The organism is Bacillus cereus group sp. BfR-BA-01453, from assembly GCF_022662915.1.
GTDB lineage: Bacteria > Bacillota > Bacilli > Bacillales > Bacillaceae_G > Bacillus_A > Bacillus_A paranthracis.
In genome coordinates this window covers 331782-356170 of record NZ_JAKUEN010000001.1, presented here as the reverse complement: position 1 = coordinate 356170, position 24389 = coordinate 331782, and the positions used below count along the sequence as shown (strand labels likewise).

Below are 24389 nucleotides of genomic sequence, written 5' to 3'. Positions count from 1 at the left end.
TTGGCTTTTTTTACTATTTTTTGTTTATAATAATAATGGGTGAAAATATGATTAGAATTTGTGCAATAACAAAAACAGATGAAGTATTATATGATGTTTCGCTAGAGGAAACAAAGAAAGACCATATTGTATGGTATTGGCTAGATTTATATAAGCCAACGAAAGAAGAGTATACATACATTTTGCAAGATCATTTTAAGTTCCATCCCCTTGCAATTGAAGACTGCATAGAATATGTACAGAGGCCAAAAGTTGATTTTTATGATGGATATAACTTTTTAGTTCTTCATGCATTTGGTGAGGATGGATTAGAACCGCACGAGATTGATTTATTTATTAGTGATCGTTATATTGTTTCTTTCCACTTTTCTCATAACAATGCAATTGAAAGAGTATGGAAAACGCTTGGAGAAAAGAAGCGTATTAAAAATAGTCCCCTGCACGTAGCGCATACAATTATCGATCAAATTGTAGATGACTATTTTGCGCCTGTATATTACATTGAGGATCATTTAAATGCAATTGATGATAATTTAACGGGTGAAACGGCAGGAAGTGTACTAGAAGAAGTATTTGATATACGTGCAGATTTATCGAAGTTAAGACGTACAATTATTCCGATGCGTGATTTATTGTATCGTATTTTAAATTCGACTCGTTTTTACGGTATAAGTGATCATGAAATTTATTTTAAAGATATACATGATCATTTGCTTAAACTGACCGAAATGATTGAAGCAAGCCGGGAGTTAACAGCAGATATTCGAGATAGCTATTTTTCATTAAACTCGCATCATATGAATAACATTATGAAAACATTAACTGTATTCTCGACTATTTTCATGCCATTAACATTTATTGCGGGAGTATATGGAATGAACTTTACGCATATGCCAGAGCTCGGTGGACAATATAGTTATTTTATTTGTTTACTTATTATGGCACTAATTGGCGGCGGCATGATGGCTTGGTTTTATAAAAAAGGATGGTTTAAGTAAAAAACACCGAGGGAAAATTCCTCGGTGTTTTTACTTAACCAATAGCATGTAATACGAACATGGCTAAGAATAAGCATGTAATGATATACATAGACGGTGCGACTTCTTTACGCTTTCCAAGAGCAACTTTTAAGATAGGATAAGCAATAAATCCGAACGCAATGCCATCAGCGATACTATATGTGAGCGGGATCATGACGATAATTAAGAACGCTGGAAATCCTTCTGAAAAATCGTTCAGAGGAATTTGTTGAATGCTTGTAATCATCAGGCCGCCAATAATAATTAAGATTGGTGCAATGGCACTATCAGGAATTAGTTTGACAAACGGAAGTGCAAACAGTGATGCAAAGAATAACAATCCTGTAACGATAGACGTCAGACCTGTCTTTCCGCCTGCAGTAATACCTGCGGCACTCTCTACTGTTGATACGGTAGGGCTTGTGCCAAATAGACCACATGTCATTGCTGAAATTGCATTGGCTTGGTAAGCACGTGGGAATTTACGGTCATCTTCTAATAAACCGTGCAGAAGTCCCATGTTCTCAAAAATAAGCACCATGCTTAAGGAGAATGTTGCAATCCAAAATGGTAAGGAAGAAAGTTTGCCAAATGACATAGCCCCAAACACATCGCCGTAACTCGCGAATGAGAATGAACTATTTCCGATTTGACTTGTATCAACAAGGCCAAACAGCCATGCAATACCAGTTCCTATTGCAATCGTCCATAAAAAGTTTCCACGTACGTTACGAATAAATAATACGAGTGCAACGATAAGAGTAAGCACGGTCGCAAGAACGACAGGGCTACTTAATTTACCCATTGCAACAGCAGTATTTGGATTCGAAACGACTAAACCACCTTTTTGCAATCCGATAAATGCTAAAAATAATCCGATGCCGACAGTGATAGCTTCCTTTAGTGACTTTGGAATCGATACTGAAAGCACGCGAGCGATTGGTGTAAACGCAGCAATTGCAAAAATAATACCAGAGATGAAGACAGCTGCTAATGCTTCCTGCCAAGTTAATCCGAGCGTATGCACAGCAGTGTACGTGAAGAATGCATTTACACCCATACCAGGGACAAGAATAGCAGGTGCATTTGCCCAAAATGCCATGAGCAGACATCCGACAAATGAACTGAAAACAGTTGCTAAAATTCCAGCTTCAAGAGGAATGCCAGCATCGGATAAAATGGATGCATTTACAATCATAATATATACGATCGTAAAAAATGACGTAACTCCAGCTAAAACTTCTTGTTTTGGTGATGTTTCGTGTAAACCTAATTTAAATGTTCTTTCAAGTATTCCTTTCATGTTAAACCTTCTTTTTCATATCCCTCTCCCACCCGTGATATCTCTTTCGTAAGAGCTCACCGTCCTTTATTATATCAGAACATCATGTTTTTACAACAAGGAAAATGATAACGTTTACTTATAAATGAAATTATTTATAAATACGTAAAAATCGCCCGTATTGTAGAAATGATTTCTAATTCTCCCGATTGAATGGGAGGAGCTGCTTGTGCATGTAAAGTAGCATAGGACGCGACTTCCCTTGGTAATTGAGCAGATTCTTCAACGAATGAGAGTGGAACAGGATTAATGTTTAAATTGTATGTACTCGCAATAGCACGAGCTTTTTCTACAGCTTGTTGCAGAGCTTGAATGAGAGCTTGCTCATAATATTTATTTGGGTGAGATATTCGAAACCGTAAACCTTTTGCTACGTTTGCTCCATTTGAAACGGCTATATCATATACTTCCCCTGCTTTTTGTACATTTAAAACGGTAATTTCATACAAATGTTCCACCCGATATCCTTGTAGTAATGCTTTATCATTTATATATTCGTATTGAGGCGTAATCGTATATGAAATGGTTTCTATATTTTTTTCAGCGATACCAAGCTGTTTAAGTGCATCCAGCAATTGTTTTGATTGTACTGCATTTTCTTCTTGCGCTTGTTTCACATTTTTACTATCAGTTCGAATGCCAAGTGTTAGTATAACAACATTTGGTTTCGCTTTGACAACACCCTCACCTTGTACAGTAATAGTCGCTTCTTTACCAGTATTCGCTGTGCGTACATTGTGTAAATAAGGATTCATTCCACCTTGCATCTTCCATCACCATCCTTTTTATATGTATATGTGTGAACAAAAAAGAAATTTGTATGAAAAAGTTACATAAATGGGAATGTTAAAGAAAGAAAGCATATACAACGAGGGTATTTATAGATTATAATATGTGTAAATATGATAAAAAAGGGACGAGGCTAGTGAACGAAAAAAGAGAAACACTGATTTTAGAGTTATCCGGATCATTTCGAAAGATGATACGTTTATTACAAAATGATATTAATACACGTTTTGCAGAACATATGCCATATAATGAATTTTCTGTATTACGCGCATTATTTTTAAACAGTCCACAGATGGCTTCGCAAATTGCGAGTGAAGTAAACGTAACCTCCAGTCATATTACAGCTGTTACAGATCGTCTTGTACGAAAAGGATTAGTAGAAAGAAAACGTTCCAATTCAGATCGTCGTATCGTGTACTTAGAAATTACAGAACACGGAAGAGAAGTAACTGAAAAACTAGAAGCTGTACGAAAAGAATATTATAAAGAGAGATTTAAAGGTTGGAGCGACCAAGAAATAGAAATGGTGTTAGAGCTATTTGGCCGCGTATTATAATAAATGAGGATAGGGAGCGACAGCTTTCCTATCCTTTTTCTTTTGAATAAAAACATTTTGAAACTCCGATACTTTAATTAAAAGATCGGAGGAAAGATTATGAAATATATTGCTGCACTTACCATTTTATTTGGTGGTTTTTTCTATTTTCAAACATTCACGTACGCAGATACGCCTATCCAAGTGGTGCGAAAAGAAGTGAAGTACATTGAAAACGATAATACAGTCTTATATTCAAAATTATGGGTTCGTTCTATGCAAAACACAGTATTATTCCACCATAGCGATAATATTCGTAATCAGGACACATTACGTAATGTAACAAGTTCATCGCTTGTTAAAGCGAAGCAACTATCTTTTCAGAAAGCAGCACTCTATATACCGAGACTATCGCAATACGTATCAAAAATAGGAAAAGAAAATATTCAAGTGTACTACATTGCGATTCACTATAATGTGAAAAAAGAAAATGCATATCAATTAGATGGCATGAACTATTTTCTACAAGTATTTGTGAAAGAGCGTGGGGAATGGAAAATTGCTGAAAGTGTAGTTGCACCGACAGAGCAGATTGTGCAAAATGGTGATGGATTTGGGATGAAAGAAGAGATGGTGTATGGGGATAGGAGAGAGAATGTGAAATAACCTCCTCAATAAGAGGAGGCTATTTTATTTAAAATTCCAAGAGACTTTCCATTTTAATATTTTTGGCAGGAAGAAATACGTAATGAAACTAGTTACTAAAAATCCGATGTAAAAGCTGGACAATGAGTGCGCTCGACTTAGTATTAAACCTCCAACGATCCCACCAAAGAAAATAGCGCATGCCATTACTAACTTTTGTAACTTTGGATATAATAGATAGTTACCATTTCGCTCATTGATTGAACGAGCATATAAATATATACCGAGTGGTAATAAAAGAATAATATGTGCAATAGGTCCAATCAATGTTTTTGCCGGTGGAATTTTTGTAAAGTTTGGTTCGTTATGACGTACTCCATTTTGATCAGTATAAGCGCTCTGTGGATCATAATTAAAGTAAATACGAAAATCTTCTGCTGGGCTAGAGATACGTATGTTTTCCATCACATCATGTATAAGACTGTTGTCTTCATGAAATTCAGTGTTTGAGTGAACAGCAATGACTCCGGAGATAAGTGATGGAAGTAAAGCTGGAAAGATTAATATAGCTGTAGTGAGAAATCCTTGCGATATAATATTCCCTGTCATTGTACCTACACATAAGGTAATTGTATAAATAGCGATTAATACAATTAACATGTATATAAAATAACTATGAAAGGGAGAGAATACTTGATATTTATTATGAAAAGTTAACTTTTTCATAATAGCAAATAGCCCCCAGTTTAAAATGACAACTGCGACGATATTACAGATTCCAAATAACCACTTTGTTATATAAAGGTGCGAACGTTTAAAGGGCATGGACCATAACAAGTCGCTAGCGTTATTTTGTCTTTCCCATCCAATTAACGTACAAGCTAGAACGATAAGTACACTACCTAACAGCAGAACAGGATCTAGAAGTGTTAAATCAAAATGGTAATGATATACATAGTTCCACTTTTTATTGTCATTTAGAAATTGTTGCTCTTGAATAGAAGTCATATAGTATTGATATGACAAAGTATAGAAGCTGACGAGCCAAAATAACCATACAACATATTTACTTTGTTGATACGTTCTTAGCCACAGTGCTTTTTGAAACATAGGATCTCTCCTTTAAAAAACTTTATAATTTGTTAGGCGTGATAATATAACATAAGTAATGATTCCGGTTAGAAACAAACCGATATAGTAACTAGGTAAGAAATTAAAATGGTTTATTTTATAGCCGCCTAGTAATGCAAAGTAAATGGTTGAGCCCCATATCCATATCGGTAAACTCTTTTGGAACATAAATATCTTCTGAGTGTTTTCATTTGGTGATCTTGTATATAAATATGTTCCAAGTAGTAAGTAAACTAATGTATAAAAAATCGGGACTAACATTGATTTGGCTGAATAATATATATGAGATGCTGGATCTCTTAAAGCAGTTGGATTGTTCTCGATCTCACGGGATTCCGGATTATAGTAATAATTGATAGAAAAATGACTAATTGGTGCAGCTGTATTTGTTTTTTGATTGATTTCATAAAGTTGTCGATATAAGTTTTCATTTTTAATATTTGCAGCGTATAAATGGTTAGTTGTAAAAGTGTATAGTAATGTAATAAATGTAACCCCTGCTAGTAACCATGGAATACAAAAAATAATCTGCGAAACGATGCTTCCGGTAAAAGTACCGATACATAAGGCAGCTGTATAGACTGCAACATAAGAAACTATCGCATAAAGAAAGTATCGATGAAACGGACTAAAAGATTGATAATCAAAATGAATAGTGGTTCTATAAATAACATACATAAGAACCCAATTGAAAAGTAATGAGCCCACAATACAAAATGAACCGAAAGCCCATTTAGATAAGAAAACATCTTTTCTTTTAAATGGCATTGTCATAAGTAGTGTATTAGATTGGTAGCTGCGTTCCCATCCTATCAATAAGCAGGCTAAAGCGATAATAAGAACAGTTAACCAAAAACTATTACTTTCTCCTGAAGAAAAAATATAAAAATAATAATACTGTTTCCCTTTTTCTTGTAATTCATAATACGCATCAAGTTGTTGCTGAGCACTTCTATAGTAGCCAAAAGGTAACAAGTAAAGCGAACTAAAGAAGAATAGTAACACAGCATATTTCCCGCGCTTCCAATTCCACATCCACAACGCTTTATGAAACATACTCATCCTCCTCCAGTGTCGTAACGAAGACATCTTCAAGTGACATTGTTAATTCTTCAATGAGTATAGGTTGTTCTTTATAAAACTTCTCCAATGTTGTAGCCACATTTCCCTCAATTAAGATTGTATATACTTTTCCTGTTTGATTTAATATTTTAATATTGCTTAAGTTTTCTAGTTTTTGAGGTAGTGAACGTTCATAAGCTACTTGAATTTTAGCAAATCGTGATTTTGCATCTTCTAGTGATGTAATAGAAGATATAGTATGGCCTTTTAATATAATGATTGTATCTGCAATTTGTTCCACTTCATCTAAATGGTGAGTTGAGATGAAAATGGTAATTTCTTTTTCAGCAACTTCTCCAACGAGAAACTGTAAAATCTGCCTTTTCACGATAGGATCAAGTCCATTTGTCGGTTCATCTAAAATGATATATTCTGCCTTTGTAGAAACGGCTAAAATGATAGCAAGCAGTGCTTTCATTCCTTTTGAATAGCTACGAATTCTTTTGTTTGGTAAGTTAAAACGTTCCAACAGTTCATAGAAATATGCTTCATCAAATACGGTATAAACTGCTTTATAAAACTTTACAATTTCTTTTACCGCATAGCCGTTCAGTATGTTAGTAGAATCCGGAACATATACGATTTTTTGCTTTATTTCAGGACACTGATGAATGTTTGTATCTTCATATGTAACAGTCCCTGCATCAGGGTCTAAAATGCCGACCATCGTTCGTAATAAAGTTGTTTTTCCCGCACCGTTTCTTCCGAGTAATCCGATGATACTCCCTCTTTGCAATGTGAAAGAAACATCGTCTAAAATCGTTTGATTATCAATTGTTTTCTTCAGGCTTGTCACTTTCAGCATCTGTATTTCCTCCAATCTCTTTATAGTATGAATCTATCCAATCATGAATTTTATCTTTCGTAATACCAAGATAAGAGGCTTCTAATAGTAATTGATGAAATTGCTTTTCAACCATAGCGATTTTCCTTTCGTCTAATGTTGGGGTAATCGATTGGGATACAAATGTTCCTTTTCCTCGTAATGTTTCAATAATACCTTGTCGCTCTAACTCTTGATACGCTTTACTCACTGTATTTGGATTTATAACGAGTAAAGAAGCGAGTTCGCGTACAGAAGGTAGTTTGTCACTTGGAGCTAACATGTTCTTTAATACGAGTTCTTTTATATTTTGAACAATTTGTTCCCATATCGGAGTGTTGCTTCTTGGATCAAGTTGAATGTGCAAGAGCAATGTCTCCTTTCTGGCTTGTATTAAGTGTACTACTATGTGTAATACACTTAATACAATATAGGTGAGTAATGTATTTGTCAACTGAAAATGTTAGAAAAATATGGTATTAAAAAACAGTGAATTGGAAAAAATAGGTTTGATATAGAATGGAGGGTTGGTCATGAAGCGAGTTTTTGGAATACTTGTTTGTTTCATGTTATTGCTTTCTGGTACTTCAGTTAGTTTCGCACAGTCTGAGAAAACGAAGCAGGATAAAACAGAAGAAACAACGCCGAAGTTAGCAGAACAAGCGTCGTCAGCAATTGTAATTGAACAAGATACAGGTAAAGTTTTGTTTGATAAAAATCCAAATGAGAAATTACCGCCTGCTAGTATGACGAAGATTATGACAATGCTATTAATTATGGAACAAGTTGAAAAAGGAAAATTAAAACTGACCGATAAAGTGAGAGCAAGTGAGCATGCAGCTTCAATGGGTGGATCACAAATCTTTTTAGAGCCTGGAGAAGAGATGACTGTAAATGAAATGCTAAAGGGTATTGCAATTGCATCTGGGAATGATGCGTCTGTTGCAGTAGCAGAGCATATCGCTGGTTCAGAAGAAGGTTTTGTAAATATGATGAACAAAAAAGCGAAAGATTTAGGACTGAAAAATACTCATTTTCAAAATCCGACAGGTCTTCCGGCTAAAGATCATTATTCCACAGCAAATGATATGGCTATAATGGCGAAAGAATTGATGAAGTACCCACTTATTCGCAAATACACAGGAAAATACGAAGACTATTTACGTGAAGATACGGATAAGAAGTTTTGGCTCGTTAATACGAATAAGTTAGTGCGTTTTTATCCTGGAGTAGATGGTGTAAAAACGGGCTTTACGACAGAAGCAAAATATTGTTTAACAGCATCGGCTGAAAAGAATGGGATGCGTGTTATTTCAGTTGTTATGGGAGCACCTACATCGAAAGAACGGAACAATCAAGTAACGAAGCTTCTTGACTACGCATTTGGTCAATATATGACAAAGAAATTGTATACACGAGGCGAAAAAATTAAGACTGTCCAAGTAGGAAAAGGGAAAAAAGAAAAAGTAGATTTAGTTGCGTCAGACAATGTATCTCTTCTTATGAAGAAGGGCGAAAATATGGACAAGGTAAAGCAAGAAGTAATTGCTGAAAAGAAAGTGAAAGCGCCGATTAAAAAGGGCGATGCGCTTGGTACACTTGTTATAAAAAAAGATCAAGATGTTTTATTAAAACAAACAATTGTAGCGAAAGAAGATGTTGCTGCAGCGAGCTGGTGGGAGTTATTTAAAAGAAGTTTTGGGATGTTTTCAACATCAAAATAGCGGCAAACATTTTGCCGCTTTTCTATTCGTATGTAAGTAAATAATTGCTGAATGGTTTCACTTTATGGCGAAATAGTTCTTCTTTTGTCAGTAGGAAGGATTCTTATGTTGTATCACGAAAATCTTTATGTATGTAAATGAGTAAAGTTTGAGCATAAGGAGGAAATCGTGTGAGTCTTTCCATGCAATTAGAAGTAAAACGTGACGTCCTATGTGTGAGGCTAGCGGGTGAATTAGATCATCATACTGCTGAAGAGTTGCGAACGAAAGTAACAGATATGATTGAGACACATGGTGTTCATCATATTGTTTTGAGCCTAGAGAACTTATCGTTTATGGATAGTTCTGGTTTAGGTGTTATATTAGGCCGATATAAGCATGTAAAGGGATTAGGTGGAGAAATGGTTGTTTGTGCAATTTCACCGCCTGTTAAACGTTTATTTGAAATGTCGGGCTTATTTAAAATTGTTCGCTTAGAAGAAAGTGAAGCGCATGCGCTCGCGACGTTGGGGGTGGCATAAATGAGAAATGAAATGAACCTTCAATTTTCAGCATTAAGTCAAAATGAATCGTTCGCTCGCGTTACAGTAGCTGCTTTCATTGCACAACTAGATCCTACGATGGAAGAACTTACAGAGATTAAAACAGTTGTGTCAGAAGCGGTTACGAATGCAATTATTCATGGGTACGAAGGAAATGCAGAAGGTGTTGTTTATATTTCTGTAATTTTGGAAGAAGCAATGGTGAAACTCACGATTCGAGATGAAGGGATTGGCATCTTTAATTTAGATGAAGCGAGACAACCCCTTTTTACAACTAAACCTGAATTAGAGCGTTCCGGAATGGGATTTACTATCATGGAAAATTTTATGGATGAAGTAGAAGTTATTTCAAACGAATCTTTCGGGACAACAATCCATTTGACAAAATACTTATCAAATAGTAACGCTCTATGCAATTAAGGAGAATAGCCTATGGACATAGAGGTCAAAAATGAGAAGAAGAAACCTCAGTTAAAGGACCACGAGCTAAAAGCGTTAATTCAAAAAAGTCAAGATGGAGATCAACAAGCAAGAGATACAATTGTTCAAAGTAATATGCGTCTCGTATGGTCGGTTGTGCAACGTTTTCTTAATCGCGGATACGAACCAGACGATTTGTTTCAAATTGGATGTATTGGACTCTTAAAATCGGTAGATAAATTTGATTTATCTTTCGACGTGAAATTTTCAACATATGCAGTTCCCATGATTATTGGCGAAATACAACGATTTTTACGTGATGATGGATCAGTGAAAGTAAGTAGGTCTTTAAAAGAAACAGGAAACAAAATTCGAAAGATGAGAGATGAGCTTTCGAAAGAATTCGGAAGGGCTCCAACGATTAATGAAGTAGCTGAAGCGTTAGAACTAACGCCAGAGGAAGTGGTTCTGGCGCAAGAAGCGAGTCGTGCCCCTTCATCCATACATGAAACGGTGTATGAAAACGACGGAGATCCAATTACTATTTTAGATCAAATTGCAGATCAATCTGAAACGAAATGGTTTGATAAAATTGCTTTAAAAGAAGCAATTAGAGAATTAGATGAGAGAGAGCGTTTAATTGTATATTTACGCTATTATAAAGACCAAACTCAATCAGAAGTAGCAGAGCGAATAGGGATTTCTCAAGTGCAAGTTTCAAGACTTGAAAAGAAAATATTAAAACAGATGAAAGATCGAATAGATGAATAGTTATCTATTCGATTTTTTTTTATGAATTTAATAGGAGGAGATTGTAAACTTTCTTAAAAATTAACAGAATTTATTGATAATTTAGTAAATTTAAAATATAATCCAATTATGAACTTGTCACAAAGGGGGAAGGAAATATGGAAACGAGGCAACGATGGGGAACGAGGGCTGGATTCATTTTTGCAGCGGTCGGCTCTGCCGTTGGATTAGGAAACATATGGCGTTTTCCTTATACGGCGTATGAAAATGGAGGAGGCGCATTCTTTTTACCGTACTTATTCGCATTATTAACGACTGGTATTTCATTATTGGCGTTTGAATTTGCTCTTGGGCATCGTCACCGTGGTTCAGCGCCACTTACGTTCTTTCGTATTCATCCGCGTGCTGAATTCATCGGATGGTGGCAAATGTGTGTAACGTTTATCGTTTCAACATATTATGCAGTAATTATTGCTTGGTCTATTTCTTATACGTATTTTGCAATTACTGGCGCATGGGGGAAAGACACGGAATCATTTTTATTTAAAGAGTATTTACATGTTGCAGATAAACCGGGACAGTTTGGAGGGCTCGTACCGGAAGTATTAATTCCACTAGCTCTCGTTTGGATTATTGTGCTTGGTGTTGCTTTTAAAGGAGTTAAAAAAGGAATCGAAGTTGTGAACCGTATTTTCATCCCTTTACTAGTTGTTATGTTCCTTATTATCGTAGTTCGTGCAGTGACGATGGAAGGTGCGATGCAAGGATTAGATGCATTCTTTAAACCAGATTGGAGTCGTATTTTTGACGGAAAAGTATGGCTTGCTGCTTACGGTCAAATCTTCTTTAGCTTATCTTTAGCATTTGGAATTATGATTACGTATTCTAGTTATTTACCGAAAAACTCAGATACAACAAATAACGCTTTTATTACTGGGTTTGCAAACTCAGGATTTGAATTATTAGCAGGGATTGGGGTCTTTGCGGCTCTTGGATTTATGGCAAATAATATGGGAGTACCAGTTGATAAAGTAGCAAGTGCTGGTGTAGGACTTGCTTTCGTAGTATTCCCGCAAATTATTAATGAATTACCGATGTCACCTTTATTTGGCGTATTATTTTTCTTATCATTAACGGTTGCCGGAATTACATCCCTCATCTCGCTTGCGGAAGTATGTTTTGCTGCCGTATCTGAAAAGTTTAGCTTAAGCCGCCAGAAAACAATTGGAATTATGGGGACGCTTCTCGTACTCGTTTCTCTCGTTTTTGCGACACGTGGCGGGCTTATGTTCCTAGATGTTGTCGATTACTTCGCTAATAACTTCGGATTAATTACAATTGCTCTAGCGGAAGTAGTTACGATAGGACTCATTTTACGTCGTTTACCAGTTTATCAAAACCACGCAAACTTCGTATCTGATATTAAGTTAGGGACGTTTTGGAGGGTGAGTTTACTCGTTATTACTCCGCTTATGTTAGGGTACATGTTAATTGATGGTACAATCCAAAATATTAAAAAGAACTATGGAGGTTACTCAACGGAGTTTGTCGTAACATATGGTTGGTCAATTGCAGCAGCGTTCCTTATCATTGCGCTAATCATTAGTTTAAAGAAATGGAATGCACAAATACATTCAGATTCTGCTAAGCTTGAAAAAGAATGGAAAGATCGAGGTGTTTCATAATGAGTGGATCAGCGATTATGATGATGGTTATTGGAATAGTAGTCATTTGGGGAGGGCTCGCATTAAGCATTGCAAATTTATTTAAGAAAAAAGCATAAACTAAAAAACATCTGTACCGAAATGGTACAGATGTTTTTTTATGAAAAAATTGTATTAGAAAAAAATTGAATAACCATACTACAACTACGAGGAAGAGTGAAGAGGTGAATGGAAATTGGAACAAACAATTTATATTAAAATGCGTAATCGATTAAAAGTTTCTCCTACGTATGAAGTAAAGCTGGGAGATGTTGCTCAACTTGCCGGAGATGCTGCAGTAGTTCAGTCGTTACAGGATGAGGTAATTTATAAAATTACAGCGCGTGATAAAACGCATGTTGTAATTGATGTTATGAAAATAATTGAGATTATTAGGCGAAAAACCGCTCATATACAAATTAATTTACTCGGTTCTGGACAAACTCTTGTTGAAATTATATATGAAAAAAAGAAAGTACATCCGATTTTTTTCGGACTTGTATGGTTGTTACTTTTCATTGGAGCAGCCCTTGCCATCATATATTTTCATGAAGATGTAAGTATGCAACAAGTGCACCAACGGTTATATTACATGATTACGGGAGAATTTAAGGCGCAACCACTTTTATTTCAAATTCCTTATTCATTAGGTCTTGGGCTAGGCATGGTTTTATTTTTTAATCATGTATTTCAAAAGCGTATTAATGAAGAGCCGAGTCCGTTAGAAGTGGAGATGTTCCAATACCAGCAATCACTTGACCAATATGTAATTGTTCATGAAAACAAGGATAATATGAAACAACTTACCGATGATTGAGTCTGGATTCGTTATTTTAATTGCTTTAGCAGGAGGAATTGCTGTAGGTAGCGGATATGTTGCGTTTTTAGCTGTACTTGGTATAATCCCTCGTCTAGCTCAATTAACGAGAAGTGGAAAGCACATTCAATATTTTGAGTGGGCAGTTATTGCAGGTACATTAACAGGAGCTTGGTGTAGTTTGAAAAATATTACATTTCAAACATCGCAATATTGGCTTGTTATATTAGGAATATTTTGTGGCACATTCATTGGAATGCTCGCTGCCGCATTAACGGAAGTGTTAAATGTTCTACCTATTTTAGCGAAACGAGTAGGGGTAGAGGGGAAGATTGTTGTTTTACTCGTTGCTCTTGTACTTGGAAAAGTAATAGGCTCGTTGTTTCACTGGATTTATTTCGTAAAGTAGGAGGCAATATATAAATGACAGGGCGAAAACTAAAGGACGATTACGTAAATAAAGTGAAGGAATACCATCCGAAGCCAAATTATTTTATAAATTGTGTTAAGGCATTTTTTGTAGGTGGATTCATTTGTACAATCGGAGAAGTATTGATGAAATTTTATATACATTATTTTCATTTTAGTGAACAAGAGGCAGGAAATCCAACAGTCGCAACTCTTGTACTATTATCGGCGATTTTAACAGGTTGTGGTGTATATGATAAAATCGGTCAATTTGCTGGAGCAGGTTCGGCCGTACCTGTTACGGGATTTGCGAATTCTATGGCAAGTGCTGCGCTAGAGCATAAGAGTGAAGGAATTGTACTTGGGGTTGCTACAAACATGTTTAAGCTAGCGGGAAGTGTAATCGTTTTTGGTGTTGTCGGGGCGTACATTATTGGGTTAGTAAGATATACTTTTAAAATTTTTATGTCTTAAAGGAGGGGCTAGTATGAGGTTGACAGGAAAACAAACGTGGGTATTTCAAAATGATATTTATGTGAATGCAACCGGTACTGCCGTCGGTCCAAAAGAAGCTGAAGGCCCTCTTGGAAAGGAATTTGATATTTCATATGATGATTTACATTGCGGAGAGGAAAACTGGGAGCTTGCGGAACGAAGATTAATGTCAGATTCTATTCAACAAGTCATGCAAAAAGCAAATGTAGAAACATCACAAATTGATTTCTTTTTAGCGGGTGACTTATTAAATCAAACAGTAACAGCAAATTACGTTGCGCGTAAGTGGGGAATTCCCTTTTTAGGCATGTTTAGTGCTTGTGCGACCTCGATGGAGACTTTAGCGGTCGGATCAGCCTTTATAGATGGTGGATTCGCAAATCGTGTTTTAGCGACGGTAAGTAGTCATAATGCAACAGCTGAAAGACAGTTTCGTTATCCAACAGAGTATGGCGGACAAAAACCAGGAACAGCAAATTCCACTGTTACAGGTGCGGGATCCATATTAATTAGTAAAGAAAAAAGTGCCATTAAAATTACGTCGGCTACGATTGGAAAAGTACAAGATTTAGGAATTGCGAACCCTTTAGATATGGGATCGGCGATGGCGCCGGCTGCGGCTCATACAATTCAGCAGCATTTTGAAGATTTGAAGAGAAGTGCCAATGATTATGATGTGATTGTTACCGGTGATTTATCTGCTATTGGGACACCGATCGCGAAACAACTGTTACTGGAAGAAGGTTATGATATTGGGCATATATATAATGATTGCGGATTAATGATTTATGATTCGGGTCAAGAAGAAGTATTTGCAGGTGGTAGCGGTTGTGCTTGTTCAGCTGTTGTCACATATGGTCATTTATTAAGCGAGATGCAAAAAGGAAATTTACAACGAATTTTTGTCGTTGCTACTGGCGCGTTATTAAGCCCGATGATGATGCAGCAGAAAGAAACAATTCCAACAATTGCACATGGTGTCGTATTTGAGAGAGTGAAGGGAGAGTGAATTGTGGATTTTATATATGCATTTCTTGTAGGAGGCGCTATTTGTCTAGTTGGACAAGTATTGTTAGATTTTGCAAAGTTAACACCAACTCATTTAATGGCTACCTTTGTAGTGATAGGAGCAGTTTTAGATGGATTTGGATTGTACGATAAGCTTATAAAGTTTGCTGGTGCTGGGGCGACAGTTCCTATTACAAGTTTTGGACATTCCCTATTACACGGGGCAATGCATGCGGCAGAAAAACATGGATATATAGGGATTGGTATGGGTATGTTTAGTTTAACATCTGCAGGTATTTCTGCAGCAATATTATTTTCATTTTTTATAGCACTTATATGTAAACCGAAAGGATAAATCAAATGAGACGAAGGGTTGTTTTGGTCACAGATGGAGATGAATATGCAAAGCGAACAATTGAGCTTTTAACGAAGGAATTTGGGGGAAGGTGTATTTCAGCATCACAAAGCAATCCAACCAAATTGACAGGGAAGAAAGTTGTTGAGCTTATTATGCAAACGCCATATGACCCTGTATTTGTCATGTTTGATGACAGTGGATTTATTGGAGAAGGATCTGGTGAAAAAGCTTTAAAATATGTAGCCACGCATAAACAAATTGATGTACTTGGGATTTTAGCGGTAGCGTCTAATACACATCATTGGGAATGGGCACGTGTAGATGTAAGCGTGGATCGAAACGGGAATTTAACGGAATATGGCGTTGATAAGTTTGGACTCCCAGATGGTGAAATTGGCAGAATTAGCGGAGATACAATTTATTGTTTAGATGATTTGAATGTTCCTGTCATTGTTGGAATTGGTGATATTGGTAAGATGTGTGGAAATGATGAATGGGAGAGAGGCTCACCAATTACGAAAAAAGCAATTCAGTTAATTTTGGAAAGGAGTGGGTTTTATGACGAAGCCTAAAAAAATAGATATCCCTATTTCAACTTTCATAAGTGACAATGAAAATTATTTAAAACAAACGGTTGGATTAGGCGTTACATTTGATGTTGGTATTCGTAAATTTCAAATTTTGAATAAAGAAATTGCTGTGTTATTCGTAAATGGACTTTGTGATACGAATTATATTATTCCTATTTTAGAAGAAGCTGTGGATACGAATGAAATAAGGGATGTTGAAGAAGATACAGTAAAGCTTTTAGAGAATCGTTTAATTCATCAGCAAGTAAGTAAAGTGAAAACGATGGATGAAGTAATGGTTCAAGCGTTATCAGGGCTTATTATTATATTTGTGGAAGGCGAAACAGAAGCGTTTGCGATAGATGTTCGTAGCTACCCAGGACGAACACCGACAGAGCCAGATACTGAAAAAGTAGTACGCGGTGCGAGAGATGGATTTGTTGAAAATATCGTTGTAAATACAGCGTTAATTCGTAGAAGAATTCGAGATCCACGTCTTCGAAATGAAATTATTCGAGTAGGGGATCGATCGCAAACGGATATTTGTATTACATATGTACAAGATGTTGCAAATCCAGATTTAGTAAAGATTATAAAACAAGAATTAAATAACATTGATGTCGATGGCATTACGATGGCGGATAAAACAGTGGAAGAATTTGTTGTAAAGCAAAGCTATAACCCATTCCCGCTTATTCGATATACAGAAAGACCGGATGTAGCAGCAAATCATTTATTAGAAGGACATGTTCTAGTACTAGTTGATACATCACCGAGTGCTATGATTACGCCAACAACATATTTTCATCATTTACAGCATGCAGAAGAGTTTAGACAAAATCCAGCTGTCGGAACATTTTTACGTTGGGTACGCTTTTTAGGTGTCTTATTCTCCTTGTTTTTACTACCGTTTTGGTTAGTGTTTGTATTTGATCCAACTCTTTTACCAGAAAATCTTGCTTTTATTGGACCGACTAAGATGACACATTTACCAATTTTATTACAGGTGATAATGGCAGAAGTAGGGCTTGAATTTTTAAGGATGGCAGCCATTCATACTCCAACGCCGTTATCGTCTGCAGCAGGATTAATTTCTGCCATATTAATTGGTCAAATAGCAATTGATGTAGGTTTGTTTGTACCAGAAGTTATTTTGTATGTAGCAGTTTCTATGATCGGGGCATATGCAACACCGAGTTATGAATTAGGACTTGGAAATAAGGTTGGAAAATTGTTTGTTATTATTTTGACAGGTCTCTTTCATGAGATGGGATTTGTAATTGGTATGACGATATTGATTTTATTTTTAACGTCTATCAAAAGTTTACAAACACCATACTTATGGCCGTTTTTACCATTTGATTGGGGCGCATTAACAAAAATTCTACTCCGTCCGACGATGTCTAGTTTAAAAGTACGACCAAGTATCGTAAGACCTCAAAATGTAAAAAGACAAAAATAAACGGGATTATACACCCGTTTATTTTTTTAGTAAAAATTTATTGTTTTTTAACAAAAATCAAACATTTTTTGTGTACACTTAGAGTAGATATTGTGTATGGAAGGGGAAGAGGACATGATTAAATTATTTGTAAGTGATTTAGACGACACGCTCGTTTACAATGTAAATCATATGCAAAAAGAAGATGAACGTGCAATTTGTTGGTTAGCTGAAAAAGGGACAAATATTTGTTTTGCCTCAGGCCGCTTTACTCATCGAATTGATGAAGTCGTAAATAGGTTTACATTCCCATATTACACAACTGGCTTAAATGGAGCGACAATGTTACTTCCGGATGGGAATTTATTTTATGAATCGAGTTTTGAAAATACGGTTGCCCAGGAAATATATCGATATATACATAAAAAAGGACTAGCGGATATTGTTTGTGCAAAGGAGCAGCGATATACAAAAAGGAAGAATGAACATCACCATAATTTTGAAGCGTATATGGGTGTGCATATCGCTGAAATTGAAGCGTTAGAAGAGGAATTTGGTAAAACTGTACATCCTGCGAAATTGTTTGTTTTTGGGGAAGAAGAGACAATTGAAGCATTAGATCAAGAATTACGAGATACATTTCAGAACGAAGCGGAAGTTTTTATGTCTGGTAAACGCTATGTTGACATTATGCCAAGGGGAGTAAGTAAAGGGAGTGCTTTAAGACGACTAATGGAACATTTGCAAATTGAAGCAAATGAAGTTGCATGCATTGGAGATTCTTTCAATGATATTTCTATGTTTGAAGTAACCCCGCATTCATTTACTCTGCACCATGCTCATCCATATGTGAAGGAGAAAGCGAATCATATTGTTCGTTCGGTTGAAGAAGCTATTATGAAATTGCCGTTACTTGTATAAAAAAGAAGCTCGCTACTAGCGAGCTTCTTTTTACTTGAATAACGATTTAACAAAATCAATGATACTTGAGAAGAAATCTTTCACTTTATCTAGGAAACTTTGCCCTTCTTCAGATCCTAAAAAGGCAGAAACGTGTTCTTTTGCTTTATTTAACTGACTGCCAACTTGATTCCAATCAATGTTAAGATTTTTCATTTTATCAAATAGAGCAACTAAGTTATCTAACTGTTCATCCGTTAATGTAATACCAAGTTGATCCGCAATTTTTTTAATTAATGAACGTAAATCTTCAGTCGTTTTTGGCTGCTCTTTGGCAATTTCTTCTTTAATTTTCGCAACAAGTTGAACTGCTTTTTCTTCACCAATTTTATCGCCGAGCTGGGATGTTTGCACCATTTCTTCATTGGCTACTTTTTTTACTTCCTCAGGAATTGCTTTGTTTGATGTTGTTTCATAGGCTTTCATTAAACCAGTTAAAGCAGCAGTTCCAGAAACTTTAAATGGTGCAGTAATTTGAATTTCTGCATCTTTCACACCTGCTGTAATAAGTGCGTTTGTGTACATTGCATCTGTTATTGAATTAATGTTTTTTGAACGTACAATGAGACCAGAACCTGGCTTTGTGTATGTGATCATAGAAGAGGAAATTGCTCTCGTACCAATTTGCGCTTTTGGAACAATCCCTTCTAGAAATTTATGTTCTTCCGCATTAGACACAGTAATAATTGTAGCATCTTTTGGTGCTTTCATTTCTTTTAACAGATCTTGTTTTTGTTGTTCAGACAAGTTTTCTCCTAGTGTAACAATTGATTCTCCTTCGATGATGTCTGCAAACGAAGCTGTTGGCATAATAAATACTGCTACAGCTAATAGCAGAGCTAGTAATTTCGTTTTCACGAAAAATCGCTCCCTTTCTCTTTCTAAAATTTTCGGGCAACACAGTTATTATAGTATATATTTCTTATTTGTCACCTAGCTTTTTCCACATTTCAAAAAAGAAGTATGTAGATTGTCGGATTCTTTTTGTTTCTAGTCATGAATGTGGTAATATAGTGCTGAGATAGTTGAAAGGAGACATATACGTATGAAAACTTTAGGATACATAGTAATGGAAAATGGTGAAAAAATCGATTTGGAATTTTTCCCAGAAGAGGCACCAAAAACAGTAGAAAACTTTAAAAAACTAGCAGAGCAAGGATTTTATGATGGTGTGACATTCCACCGCGTTATTCCTGGCTTCGTAAGCCAAGGTGGAGACCCAACAGGAACAGGTGCGGGTGGCCCAGGTTACTCTATCCCATGTGAAACTGATGGAAATCCTCATAGACACCTTGTAGGATCACTTTCTATGGCTCATGCTGGCCGTAACACAGGCGGTAGCCAATTCTTTATCGTTCATGAGCCACAGCCACACTTAGATGGTGTACATACTGTATTCGGTAAAGTAACAAGCGGTATTGAAACAGTATTAAACATGCGTCAAGGTGATGTAATGAAAGAAGTTAAAGTTTGGGAAGAATAAGTGAATGAGAAAAGAGAGCTATTGCTCTCTTTTTTTAATAGGAATGGGTATTTCGTTTACGGTACATGATACAAGTAGTAATGTAATTGTAGTGAAAATAAGTCGCTTATGAGAACAAAATATTAACAAATTACATAGAATACATTAGATTACACATTTCAATAAAAGTTGTTTATTACATTCATTTTGCTAGAATTCATCTGCTCTAAGGTGATGAATAGTGAAGTGATAATGAGCGGTGGATGTTTCTTTTCACTTTCATATAACAGTGTTTCTTCTTTTATCTACTTAACAAAAATAGTAATGAAACGTATATTTGACTTTCTTCTTTTCGCTTTGTATGATTATCAAGTTGTTTTAAGCTCTTCTCACTCTGTTGAAAATATTGTAAAATGAATGTGATATGAAAAGAGTGATTGAGGGGATTTAATAGTTTGTAACTTTTGTAAGAAGGGATAAGGGTTATGTTAATTCGTTTTAAAAAAAGTTATGAAAAGATTGCAATGGGGCTTCTTTCATTTATGCCAACGGAAAAAGATGTGAAAACATTACAATTGACTATGAAAGATTATGAAGCAAAGGATGATTGGCAATTGTATTTGTGGAAACAAAACGAAGATTTTGTTGGGATAATGGGGATTGTAAAAAAAGAGAATCAAGTTTTGGAAATTCAGCATTTGAGTGTGAATCCATCTCACCGTCATATGGGTATTGGGACGAAGATGGTTCAAGAGTTAAAGAGTAAATTTCTTGAATTTACAATTTGCGGAAATGAGCAAACAGCAAGTTTTTGCAAAAAGTGTAAAGAGCTTGAACAAAATATACATTCGTGAAAGCAGAGATAAGTAGTTTATTATCTCTGCTTTCTTTTTTGTAATTGTTCGTTTCGTTCAGCGATGACTTCTGTTCGATCACGTAATGTGTGCTTATGTATTATAAATTCATTAGAAGTAGCATTCACGTCTTTCCAAGGAAGGTTTTGTTTCTGACATAATTCTATGCAGTACTTTTCTAATGTTGTATCCGACAATGGTAAAAATAACGGTGTAAAACTTTCTTTTTTCTGGATAGATTGCAATTTATCTTTGAGTAAGAACAGAAGTTGTGCCTCATTTATTCCTAAACGAAGTAAATGTGCACTGTTTTTTTCTAAAATCATTATGGCGCTTTTCATCATCTTCTCTGCCCCATTCCAGTTAGAGCGTCTGTGATGGTATAAAGAAACTGCAATTTGAATGAGGCCGACTAAATAATGATCCCGATTTCCTCTCGGTTTTGTTTTCCAATATTCTTCCAGTATTTCGTGGCATTCAAAATAATCATAATCTCCGTGAAAATGAATTAAAAACTGTATGTATTCCGTAGGATACATTTTCTTCGCCCCTATCTAACGGTTATAAGTATAAGTTTATCATAGAAATATGAACAATAAACGACTAGGGAATTTCTCCCTAGTCGTTATTGTTCATATTAGCAGAAGCAAGCTGCCCCTACAATAATGAGTAAAATAAACAATACAACAAGTAATGCGAACCCACCGCTAAAACCACAATCAACGTGACCCATAGTTTTTTGACCTCCTACATTGTTCTTACTACACTGTTATCATATGAAGTGGTGGGCATGATGCCATAGGCATAGGTCTATTTTTAATTAAATTTCTTAAAAAGGTTGGATAGAACATGAGTATGCTCTATACTTATGTTGTTATAGAAAAAATGTGGTGGGATGCTTTGTGCAGTATAATTTTAAAGTAGAGGCTTTTGAAGGGCCTTTAGATTTATTGTTACATTTAATACATCGTTATGAAATTGATATATATAATATTCCTGTAGCGGAAATTACAGAGCAATATTTATCTTATGTTCATACGATGAAAGAACTACAATTAGATGTTGCAAGTGAGTATTTAGTAATGGCTGCAACGTTATTACAAATTAAAAGTAAAATGTTGTTGCCGAAACATGAAGAAGATGTACTTGATAACGGTGATGACTTTATAGATGATCCTCGTCAAGAATTGATGGAGAGGTTAATTGAATATAAGAAATATAAGCAAGTTGCTACTGAACTAAAAGAAAGAGAACAAGAAAGAGCACAGCTATATACACGTCCGCCAATTGATTTTACATCGTTGCAACAAGAAGAGGAGACAAGCTTGCCTCTTGATGTTACGTTATATGATATGCTAGCGGCATTTCAAAAATTAATGCGCCGTAAAAAAGCAAAGAAACCTGTGACAACACGTATTACTCGTCAAGAAATACCAATTGAACAGCGTATGACGGATATTTTAAAGCTGTTAGAACTACAAGGTGGTCGTCAAAGTTTTTATGATTTGTTTGTTGATGATGAACGGGAAATCATGGTTGTAACATTTTTAGCGGTTCTTGAGCTTATGAAAAATCAACAAATCGTAATTGAACAAGAACATAATTTTGATGAAATTTTCGTATCAAGCTATACTAAATCTGCATAGAGTTAGTATGGAAAATGGGATAGAAATAGTATATCTCATGCTAGGTTTGAATGTATCGTTTGGAACAAGAGAAAAAATATTGAACCGAACGCATTGATTGTGATTCGGTTTTTTGATGTGTATTTTTATGGAGAAAATAGGAGGAAGGAGCTCGTAAGATGGATAGAACAGAACAGAAATCAATCATTGAAGGGCTTTTATTTGTTTCTGGTGATGAAGGGATTTCTCCTGAACAAATAGCAAAAGTCCTTGAAATTGAAGGAAACGAAGTAATCGATATTTTAGAAGAAATGCAAAAAGAATGTGAAGGTGCACACCGAGGTTTGCAAATTGTACAGTATGCAAAAGTATATCGTTTTGCTACAAAGAAAGAACATGCGTCGTACTATCAAAAACTAATAGATATCCCAACAGCTGCTTCACTCTCTCAGGCTGCGCTAGAAACGTTAGCAATTGTTGCATATCGTCAACCCATTACAAGAACAGAAATGGAAGAGATTAGAGGGGTAAAAACCGATAAGGCGTTACAAACGTTAGTATCACACTTACTTATAAAAGAAATGGGAAGAGCAGAAGGACCTGGGCGTCCGATTTTATATGGAACGACAAAAGAATTTTTAGACACATTTGGATTAAAAACATTAGATGATTTACCTCCGCTTTCTGAAGAAAACGAACAAATGAATGAAGCGGATTTATTCTTCGGTTCTTTACAAGAGATATCGAAATAAAAGCTTAGCATTTTGCTAAGCTTTTTTGTATATCAATTATATACCGTGCCATACTAATTGAAAAAAGGAGACGAGTTATGAGAGGTATACGAAGTGTTTTATTATTAGTTTCTGTTTTGTTATGCTTTTCTTTAAATAGTGCATCTGCCAAAAGGTATATGATGTCTATTCATACCGCGTCTCCTTTACATATGCAGCGGCAACATTTTGGTAAAATGAAAGTGAGTTTCTTAAAAGTTGGACAAGGTGATGCAACACTTATTATATTGCCAAATGGACAAACGATGTTAATTGATGGAGGGCCTTATGAAGCTGGTGAGGTTGTTATCCAAAAACTAATTGAAAAAGGAATTAACCATTTAGATGCTATCGTCAGTACTCATCCGGATATGGATCACATTGGAGGACTCATTCCGATTGTAGAGCAGATGCCGGTATCACTTATATTAGATAGTGGAAAAACATATAGTTCTCTTACTTATCATACGTATCGAAATCATATAAAGAAAAGGGGAATCCCTTTCATTTCAGTAAAAGAGGGACAATACATACCGCTAGATCCGCATGTTTCCATACAAGTATTAAACAATGGGAAGTCCAAAGATGAAAATAATGAATCTTCAATTGTATTAAAGATTCGGTATGGTAAGGCAGATTTTTTACTAATGGGTGATGCTGATGTGCGAACGGAAACTGAAATATTAAAGCAATTTGATGTACATGCAGATGTGTTAAAGGTGGGACATCATGGCTCGTACACTTCAACAAGTGAAAGGTTTATAAAGAAGGTAGAACCACAGTTCGCGATTCTTTCTTATGGTAGCAGAAATCCGTATGGACATCCGCATCAAAGTGTAGTGAGACGATTAAAACAGCATGGTATAATGATGTATGGAACAAATAAGCGTACAGTAGAAATGGAAACAGACGGCGAACATATTACAATTGGGTCTAGCGGATTAATGCCATTACTTAAGTGATTCATACAATAGATGATATTGTTCCTTTTTGGAAAAAATGAATAACATATATTATAATTGCGAGAGACGTACTAAGTTTCCTTTTTGTTAAACAAAGAGGAAATTTCATTAGAAT

32 protein-coding genes are annotated in these 24389 nt (G+C 35.6%); 23 read left to right on the top strand and 9 right to left on the bottom strand.

Features of this window, described 5'->3' with window-relative positions; translation table 11 throughout:
- The first annotated feature begins 35 nt into the window (after nucleotides 1-35).
- Nucleotides 36-998, top strand: coding sequence for a magnesium/cobalt transporter CorA (gene corA, locus MR070_RS01800; protein ID WP_001998197.1), 963 nt, complete (start codon nucleotides 36-38; stop codon nucleotides 996-998).
- Between the two features lie 34 nt (nucleotides 999-1032).
- On the opposite strand, the gene MR070_RS01795 is transcribed toward corA, so the two are convergent.
- Together MR070_RS01795 and MR070_RS01790 are read right to left on the bottom strand one after the other, a co-directional pair.
- The gene (locus MR070_RS01795) at nucleotides 1033-2322 is read right to left on the bottom strand and encodes an NCS2 family permease (protein WP_000676254.1); all 1290 of its coding nucleotides are present in this window, start codon (nucleotides 2320-2322) and stop codon (nucleotides 1033-1035) included.
- Between the two features lie 134 nt (nucleotides 2323-2456).
- Nucleotides 2457-3128 (bottom strand): SIMPL domain-containing protein, encoded by a 672-nt coding sequence (locus tag MR070_RS01790; protein ID WP_001161458.1) that lies wholly within the window; start codon nucleotides 3126-3128, stop codon nucleotides 2457-2459.
- 158 nt (nucleotides 3129-3286) lie between these two features.
- Here MR070_RS01790 and MR070_RS01785 point away from each other — a divergent pair, with 158 nt between their 5' ends.
- Together MR070_RS01785 and MR070_RS01780 are read left to right on the top strand one after the other, a co-directional pair.
- Nucleotides 3287-3706, top strand: coding sequence for a MarR family winged helix-turn-helix transcriptional regulator (locus MR070_RS01785; protein ID WP_001003315.1), 420 nt, complete (start codon nucleotides 3287-3289; stop codon nucleotides 3704-3706).
- 99 nt (nucleotides 3707-3805) lie between these two features.
- The gene (locus MR070_RS01780; protein WP_000873780.1) at nucleotides 3806-4351 is read left to right on the top strand and encodes a hypothetical protein; all 546 of its coding nucleotides are present in this window, start codon (nucleotides 3806-3808) and stop codon (nucleotides 4349-4351) included.
- A gap of 24 nt (nucleotides 4352-4375) precedes the next feature.
- Here the strand turns inward: MR070_RS01780 and MR070_RS01775 are convergent, their stop codons facing one another.
- The 4 genes from MR070_RS01775 to MR070_RS01760 are packed head-to-tail and all read right to left on the bottom strand — an operon-like array spanning nucleotide 4376 to nucleotide 7773.
- Entirely contained in the window at nucleotides 4376-5440 is a 1065-nt protein-coding gene (locus tag MR070_RS01775; protein ID WP_000486549.1) for an ABC transporter permease, read from the bottom strand.
- A 12-nt stretch (nucleotides 5441-5452) separates the two neighbouring features.
- Nucleotides 5453-6517, bottom strand: coding sequence for an ABC transporter permease subunit (locus tag MR070_RS01770; RefSeq protein WP_044793856.1), 1065 nt, complete (start codon nucleotides 6515-6517; stop codon nucleotides 5453-5455).
- Entirely contained in the window at nucleotides 6507-7388 is an 882-nt protein-coding gene (locus tag MR070_RS01765; RefSeq protein WP_242260444.1) for an ABC transporter ATP-binding protein, read from the bottom strand. Before MR070_RS01765 ends, MR070_RS01770 begins: the two co-directional genes overlap by 11 nt.
- The gene (locus MR070_RS01760) at nucleotides 7354-7773 is read right to left on the bottom strand and encodes a GntR family transcriptional regulator (RefSeq protein ID WP_065222912.1); all 420 of its coding nucleotides are present in this window, start codon (nucleotides 7771-7773) and stop codon (nucleotides 7354-7356) included. Before MR070_RS01760 ends, MR070_RS01765 begins: the two co-directional genes overlap by 35 nt.
- A gap of 166 nt (nucleotides 7774-7939) precedes the next feature.
- Here MR070_RS01760 and dacF point away from each other — a divergent pair, with 166 nt between their 5' ends.
- The 14 genes from dacF to MR070_RS01690 all read left to right on the top strand — a co-directional run bounded on the left by dacF (nucleotide 7940) and on the right by MR070_RS01690 (nucleotide 18562).
- Complete coding sequence (gene dacF / locus MR070_RS01755) at nucleotides 7940-9130, top strand: serine-type D-Ala-D-Ala carboxypeptidase DacF (RefSeq protein ID WP_000831986.1); 1191 nt, start codon at nucleotides 7940-7942, stop codon at nucleotides 9128-9130.
- A 170-nt stretch (nucleotides 9131-9300) separates the two neighbouring features.
- On the top strand, nucleotides 9301-9651 hold the full coding sequence (gene spoIIAA / locus MR070_RS01750) for an anti-sigma F factor antagonist (RefSeq protein WP_000059133.1): 351 nt from the start codon (nucleotides 9301-9303) through the stop codon (nucleotides 9649-9651).
- Nucleotides 9652-10092: an anti-sigma F factor gene (gene spoIIAB, locus MR070_RS01745; protein WP_001243400.1), complete on the top strand. Its 441-nt coding sequence runs from the start codon at nucleotides 9652-9654 to the stop codon at nucleotides 10090-10092.
- Between the two features lie 12 nt (nucleotides 10093-10104).
- Nucleotides 10105-10863 (top strand): RNA polymerase sporulation sigma factor SigF, encoded by a 759-nt coding sequence (gene sigF, locus MR070_RS01740; RefSeq protein ID WP_000350729.1) that lies wholly within the window; start codon nucleotides 10105-10107, stop codon nucleotides 10861-10863.
- A gap of 137 nt (nucleotides 10864-11000) precedes the next feature.
- Nucleotides 11001-12527: a sodium-dependent transporter gene (locus tag MR070_RS01735; protein WP_242260442.1), complete on the top strand. Its 1527-nt coding sequence runs from the start codon at nucleotides 11001-11003 to the stop codon at nucleotides 12525-12527.
- A complete protein-coding gene (locus MR070_RS01730) occupies nucleotides 12527-12625 on the top strand; it encodes a methionine/alanine import family NSS transporter small subunit (RefSeq protein WP_000016826.1) in 99 nt (32 codons plus the stop codon). The genes MR070_RS01735 and MR070_RS01730 overlap by 1 nt, the downstream gene beginning before the upstream one ends.
- 116 nt (nucleotides 12626-12741) lie before the next feature.
- Nucleotides 12742-13362 carry a stage V sporulation protein SpoVAA gene (gene spoVAA, locus MR070_RS01725; protein ID WP_000438355.1) on the top strand — a complete coding sequence of 207 codons (621 nt, stop codon included), beginning with the start codon at nucleotides 12742-12744 and terminating at the stop codon, nucleotides 13360-13362.
- Nucleotides 13355-13771 (top strand): stage V sporulation protein SpoVAB, encoded by a 417-nt coding sequence (gene spoVAB, locus MR070_RS01720; protein ID WP_000572932.1) that lies wholly within the window; start codon nucleotides 13355-13357, stop codon nucleotides 13769-13771. The genes spoVAA and spoVAB overlap by 8 nt, the downstream gene beginning before the upstream one ends.
- Nucleotides 13772-13785: 14 nt before the next feature.
- Nucleotides 13786-14244, top strand: coding sequence for a stage V sporulation protein AC (gene spoVAC, locus MR070_RS01715; protein ID WP_242260440.1), 459 nt, complete (start codon nucleotides 13786-13788; stop codon nucleotides 14242-14244).
- A gap of 13 nt (nucleotides 14245-14257) precedes the next feature.
- The gene (gene spoVAD / locus MR070_RS01710; RefSeq protein ID WP_001241152.1) at nucleotides 14258-15274 is read left to right on the top strand and encodes a stage V sporulation protein AD; all 1017 of its coding nucleotides are present in this window, start codon (nucleotides 14258-14260) and stop codon (nucleotides 15272-15274) included.
- Between the two features lie 3 nt (nucleotides 15275-15277).
- Complete coding sequence (spoVAE, locus tag MR070_RS01705; protein ID WP_242260437.1) at nucleotides 15278-15628, top strand: stage V sporulation protein AE; 351 nt, start codon at nucleotides 15278-15280, stop codon at nucleotides 15626-15628.
- A gap of 5 nt (nucleotides 15629-15633) precedes the next feature.
- Nucleotides 15634-16203 (top strand): stage V sporulation protein SpoVABEA, encoded by a 570-nt coding sequence (spoVAEA, locus tag MR070_RS01700; protein ID WP_001254414.1) that lies wholly within the window; start codon nucleotides 15634-15636, stop codon nucleotides 16201-16203.
- On the top strand, nucleotides 16190-17662 hold the full coding sequence (spoVAF, locus tag MR070_RS01695) for a spore germination protein SpoVAF (protein WP_000165587.1): 1473 nt from the start codon (nucleotides 16190-16192) through the stop codon (nucleotides 17660-17662). Before spoVAEA ends, spoVAF begins: the two co-directional genes overlap by 14 nt.
- Before the next feature lie 96 nt (nucleotides 17663-17758).
- Nucleotides 17759-18562: a Cof-type HAD-IIB family hydrolase gene (locus tag MR070_RS01690; RefSeq protein ID WP_242260435.1), complete on the top strand. Its 804-nt coding sequence runs from the start codon at nucleotides 17759-17761 to the stop codon at nucleotides 18560-18562.
- A 30-nt stretch (nucleotides 18563-18592) separates the two neighbouring features.
- Here MR070_RS01690 and MR070_RS01685 read toward each other — a convergent pair whose 3' ends face one another.
- Nucleotides 18593-19459 (bottom strand): DUF1002 domain-containing protein, encoded by an 867-nt coding sequence (locus MR070_RS01685; protein ID WP_000850502.1) that lies wholly within the window; start codon nucleotides 19457-19459, stop codon nucleotides 18593-18595.
- Nucleotides 19460-19646: 187 nt separating this feature from the next.
- Between MR070_RS01685 and MR070_RS01680 the strand changes: the two genes are divergently transcribed.
- From MR070_RS01680 to ribT, 3 genes are all read left to right on the top strand, one after another.
- Nucleotides 19647-20084 (top strand): peptidylprolyl isomerase, encoded by a 438-nt coding sequence (locus MR070_RS01680; protein WP_000853792.1) that lies wholly within the window; start codon nucleotides 19647-19649, stop codon nucleotides 20082-20084.
- Nucleotides 20085-20297: 213 nt separating this feature from the next.
- Entirely contained in the window at nucleotides 20298-20480 is a 183-nt protein-coding gene (locus MR070_RS01675; RefSeq protein WP_041184137.1) for a hypothetical protein, read from the top strand.
- A 68-nt stretch (nucleotides 20481-20548) separates the two neighbouring features.
- Nucleotides 20549-20917, top strand: a complete 369-nt coding sequence (ribT, locus tag MR070_RS01670; RefSeq protein ID WP_000908396.1) for a GNAT family N-acetyltransferase RibT — start codon at nucleotides 20549-20551, stop codon at nucleotides 20915-20917.
- A gap of 20 nt (nucleotides 20918-20937) precedes the next feature.
- On the opposite strand, the gene MR070_RS01665 is transcribed toward ribT, so the two are convergent.
- Complete coding sequence (locus tag MR070_RS01665) at nucleotides 20938-21456, bottom strand: DUF309 domain-containing protein (protein WP_242260433.1); 519 nt, start codon at nucleotides 21454-21456, stop codon at nucleotides 20938-20940.
- Nucleotides 21457-21554: 98 nt separating this feature from the next.
- Nucleotides 21555-21650 (bottom strand): YjcZ family sporulation protein, encoded by a 96-nt coding sequence (locus MR070_RS01660; protein ID WP_000510194.1) that lies wholly within the window; start codon nucleotides 21648-21650, stop codon nucleotides 21555-21557.
- 169 nt (nucleotides 21651-21819) lie between these two features.
- Between MR070_RS01660 and scpA the strand changes: the two genes are divergently transcribed.
- The 3 genes from scpA (at nucleotide 21820) to MR070_RS01645 (ending at nucleotide 24274) form a co-directional block, all read left to right on the top strand.
- A complete protein-coding gene (gene scpA / locus MR070_RS01655) occupies nucleotides 21820-22563 on the top strand; it encodes a segregation/condensation protein A (RefSeq protein ID WP_001199761.1) in 744 nt (247 codons plus the stop codon).
- A 158-nt stretch (nucleotides 22564-22721) separates the two neighbouring features.
- Nucleotides 22722-23294 carry a segregation/condensation protein ScpB gene (gene scpB, locus MR070_RS01650; protein ID WP_000376222.1) on the top strand — a complete coding sequence of 191 codons (573 nt, stop codon included), beginning with the start codon at nucleotides 22722-22724 and terminating at the stop codon, nucleotides 23292-23294.
- Nucleotides 23295-23371: 77 nt separating this feature from the next.
- Nucleotides 23372-24274, top strand: coding sequence for a ComEC/Rec2 family competence protein (locus tag MR070_RS01645; protein ID WP_001214100.1), 903 nt, complete (start codon nucleotides 23372-23374; stop codon nucleotides 24272-24274).
- Nucleotides 24275-24389: the final 115 nt, after the last annotated feature.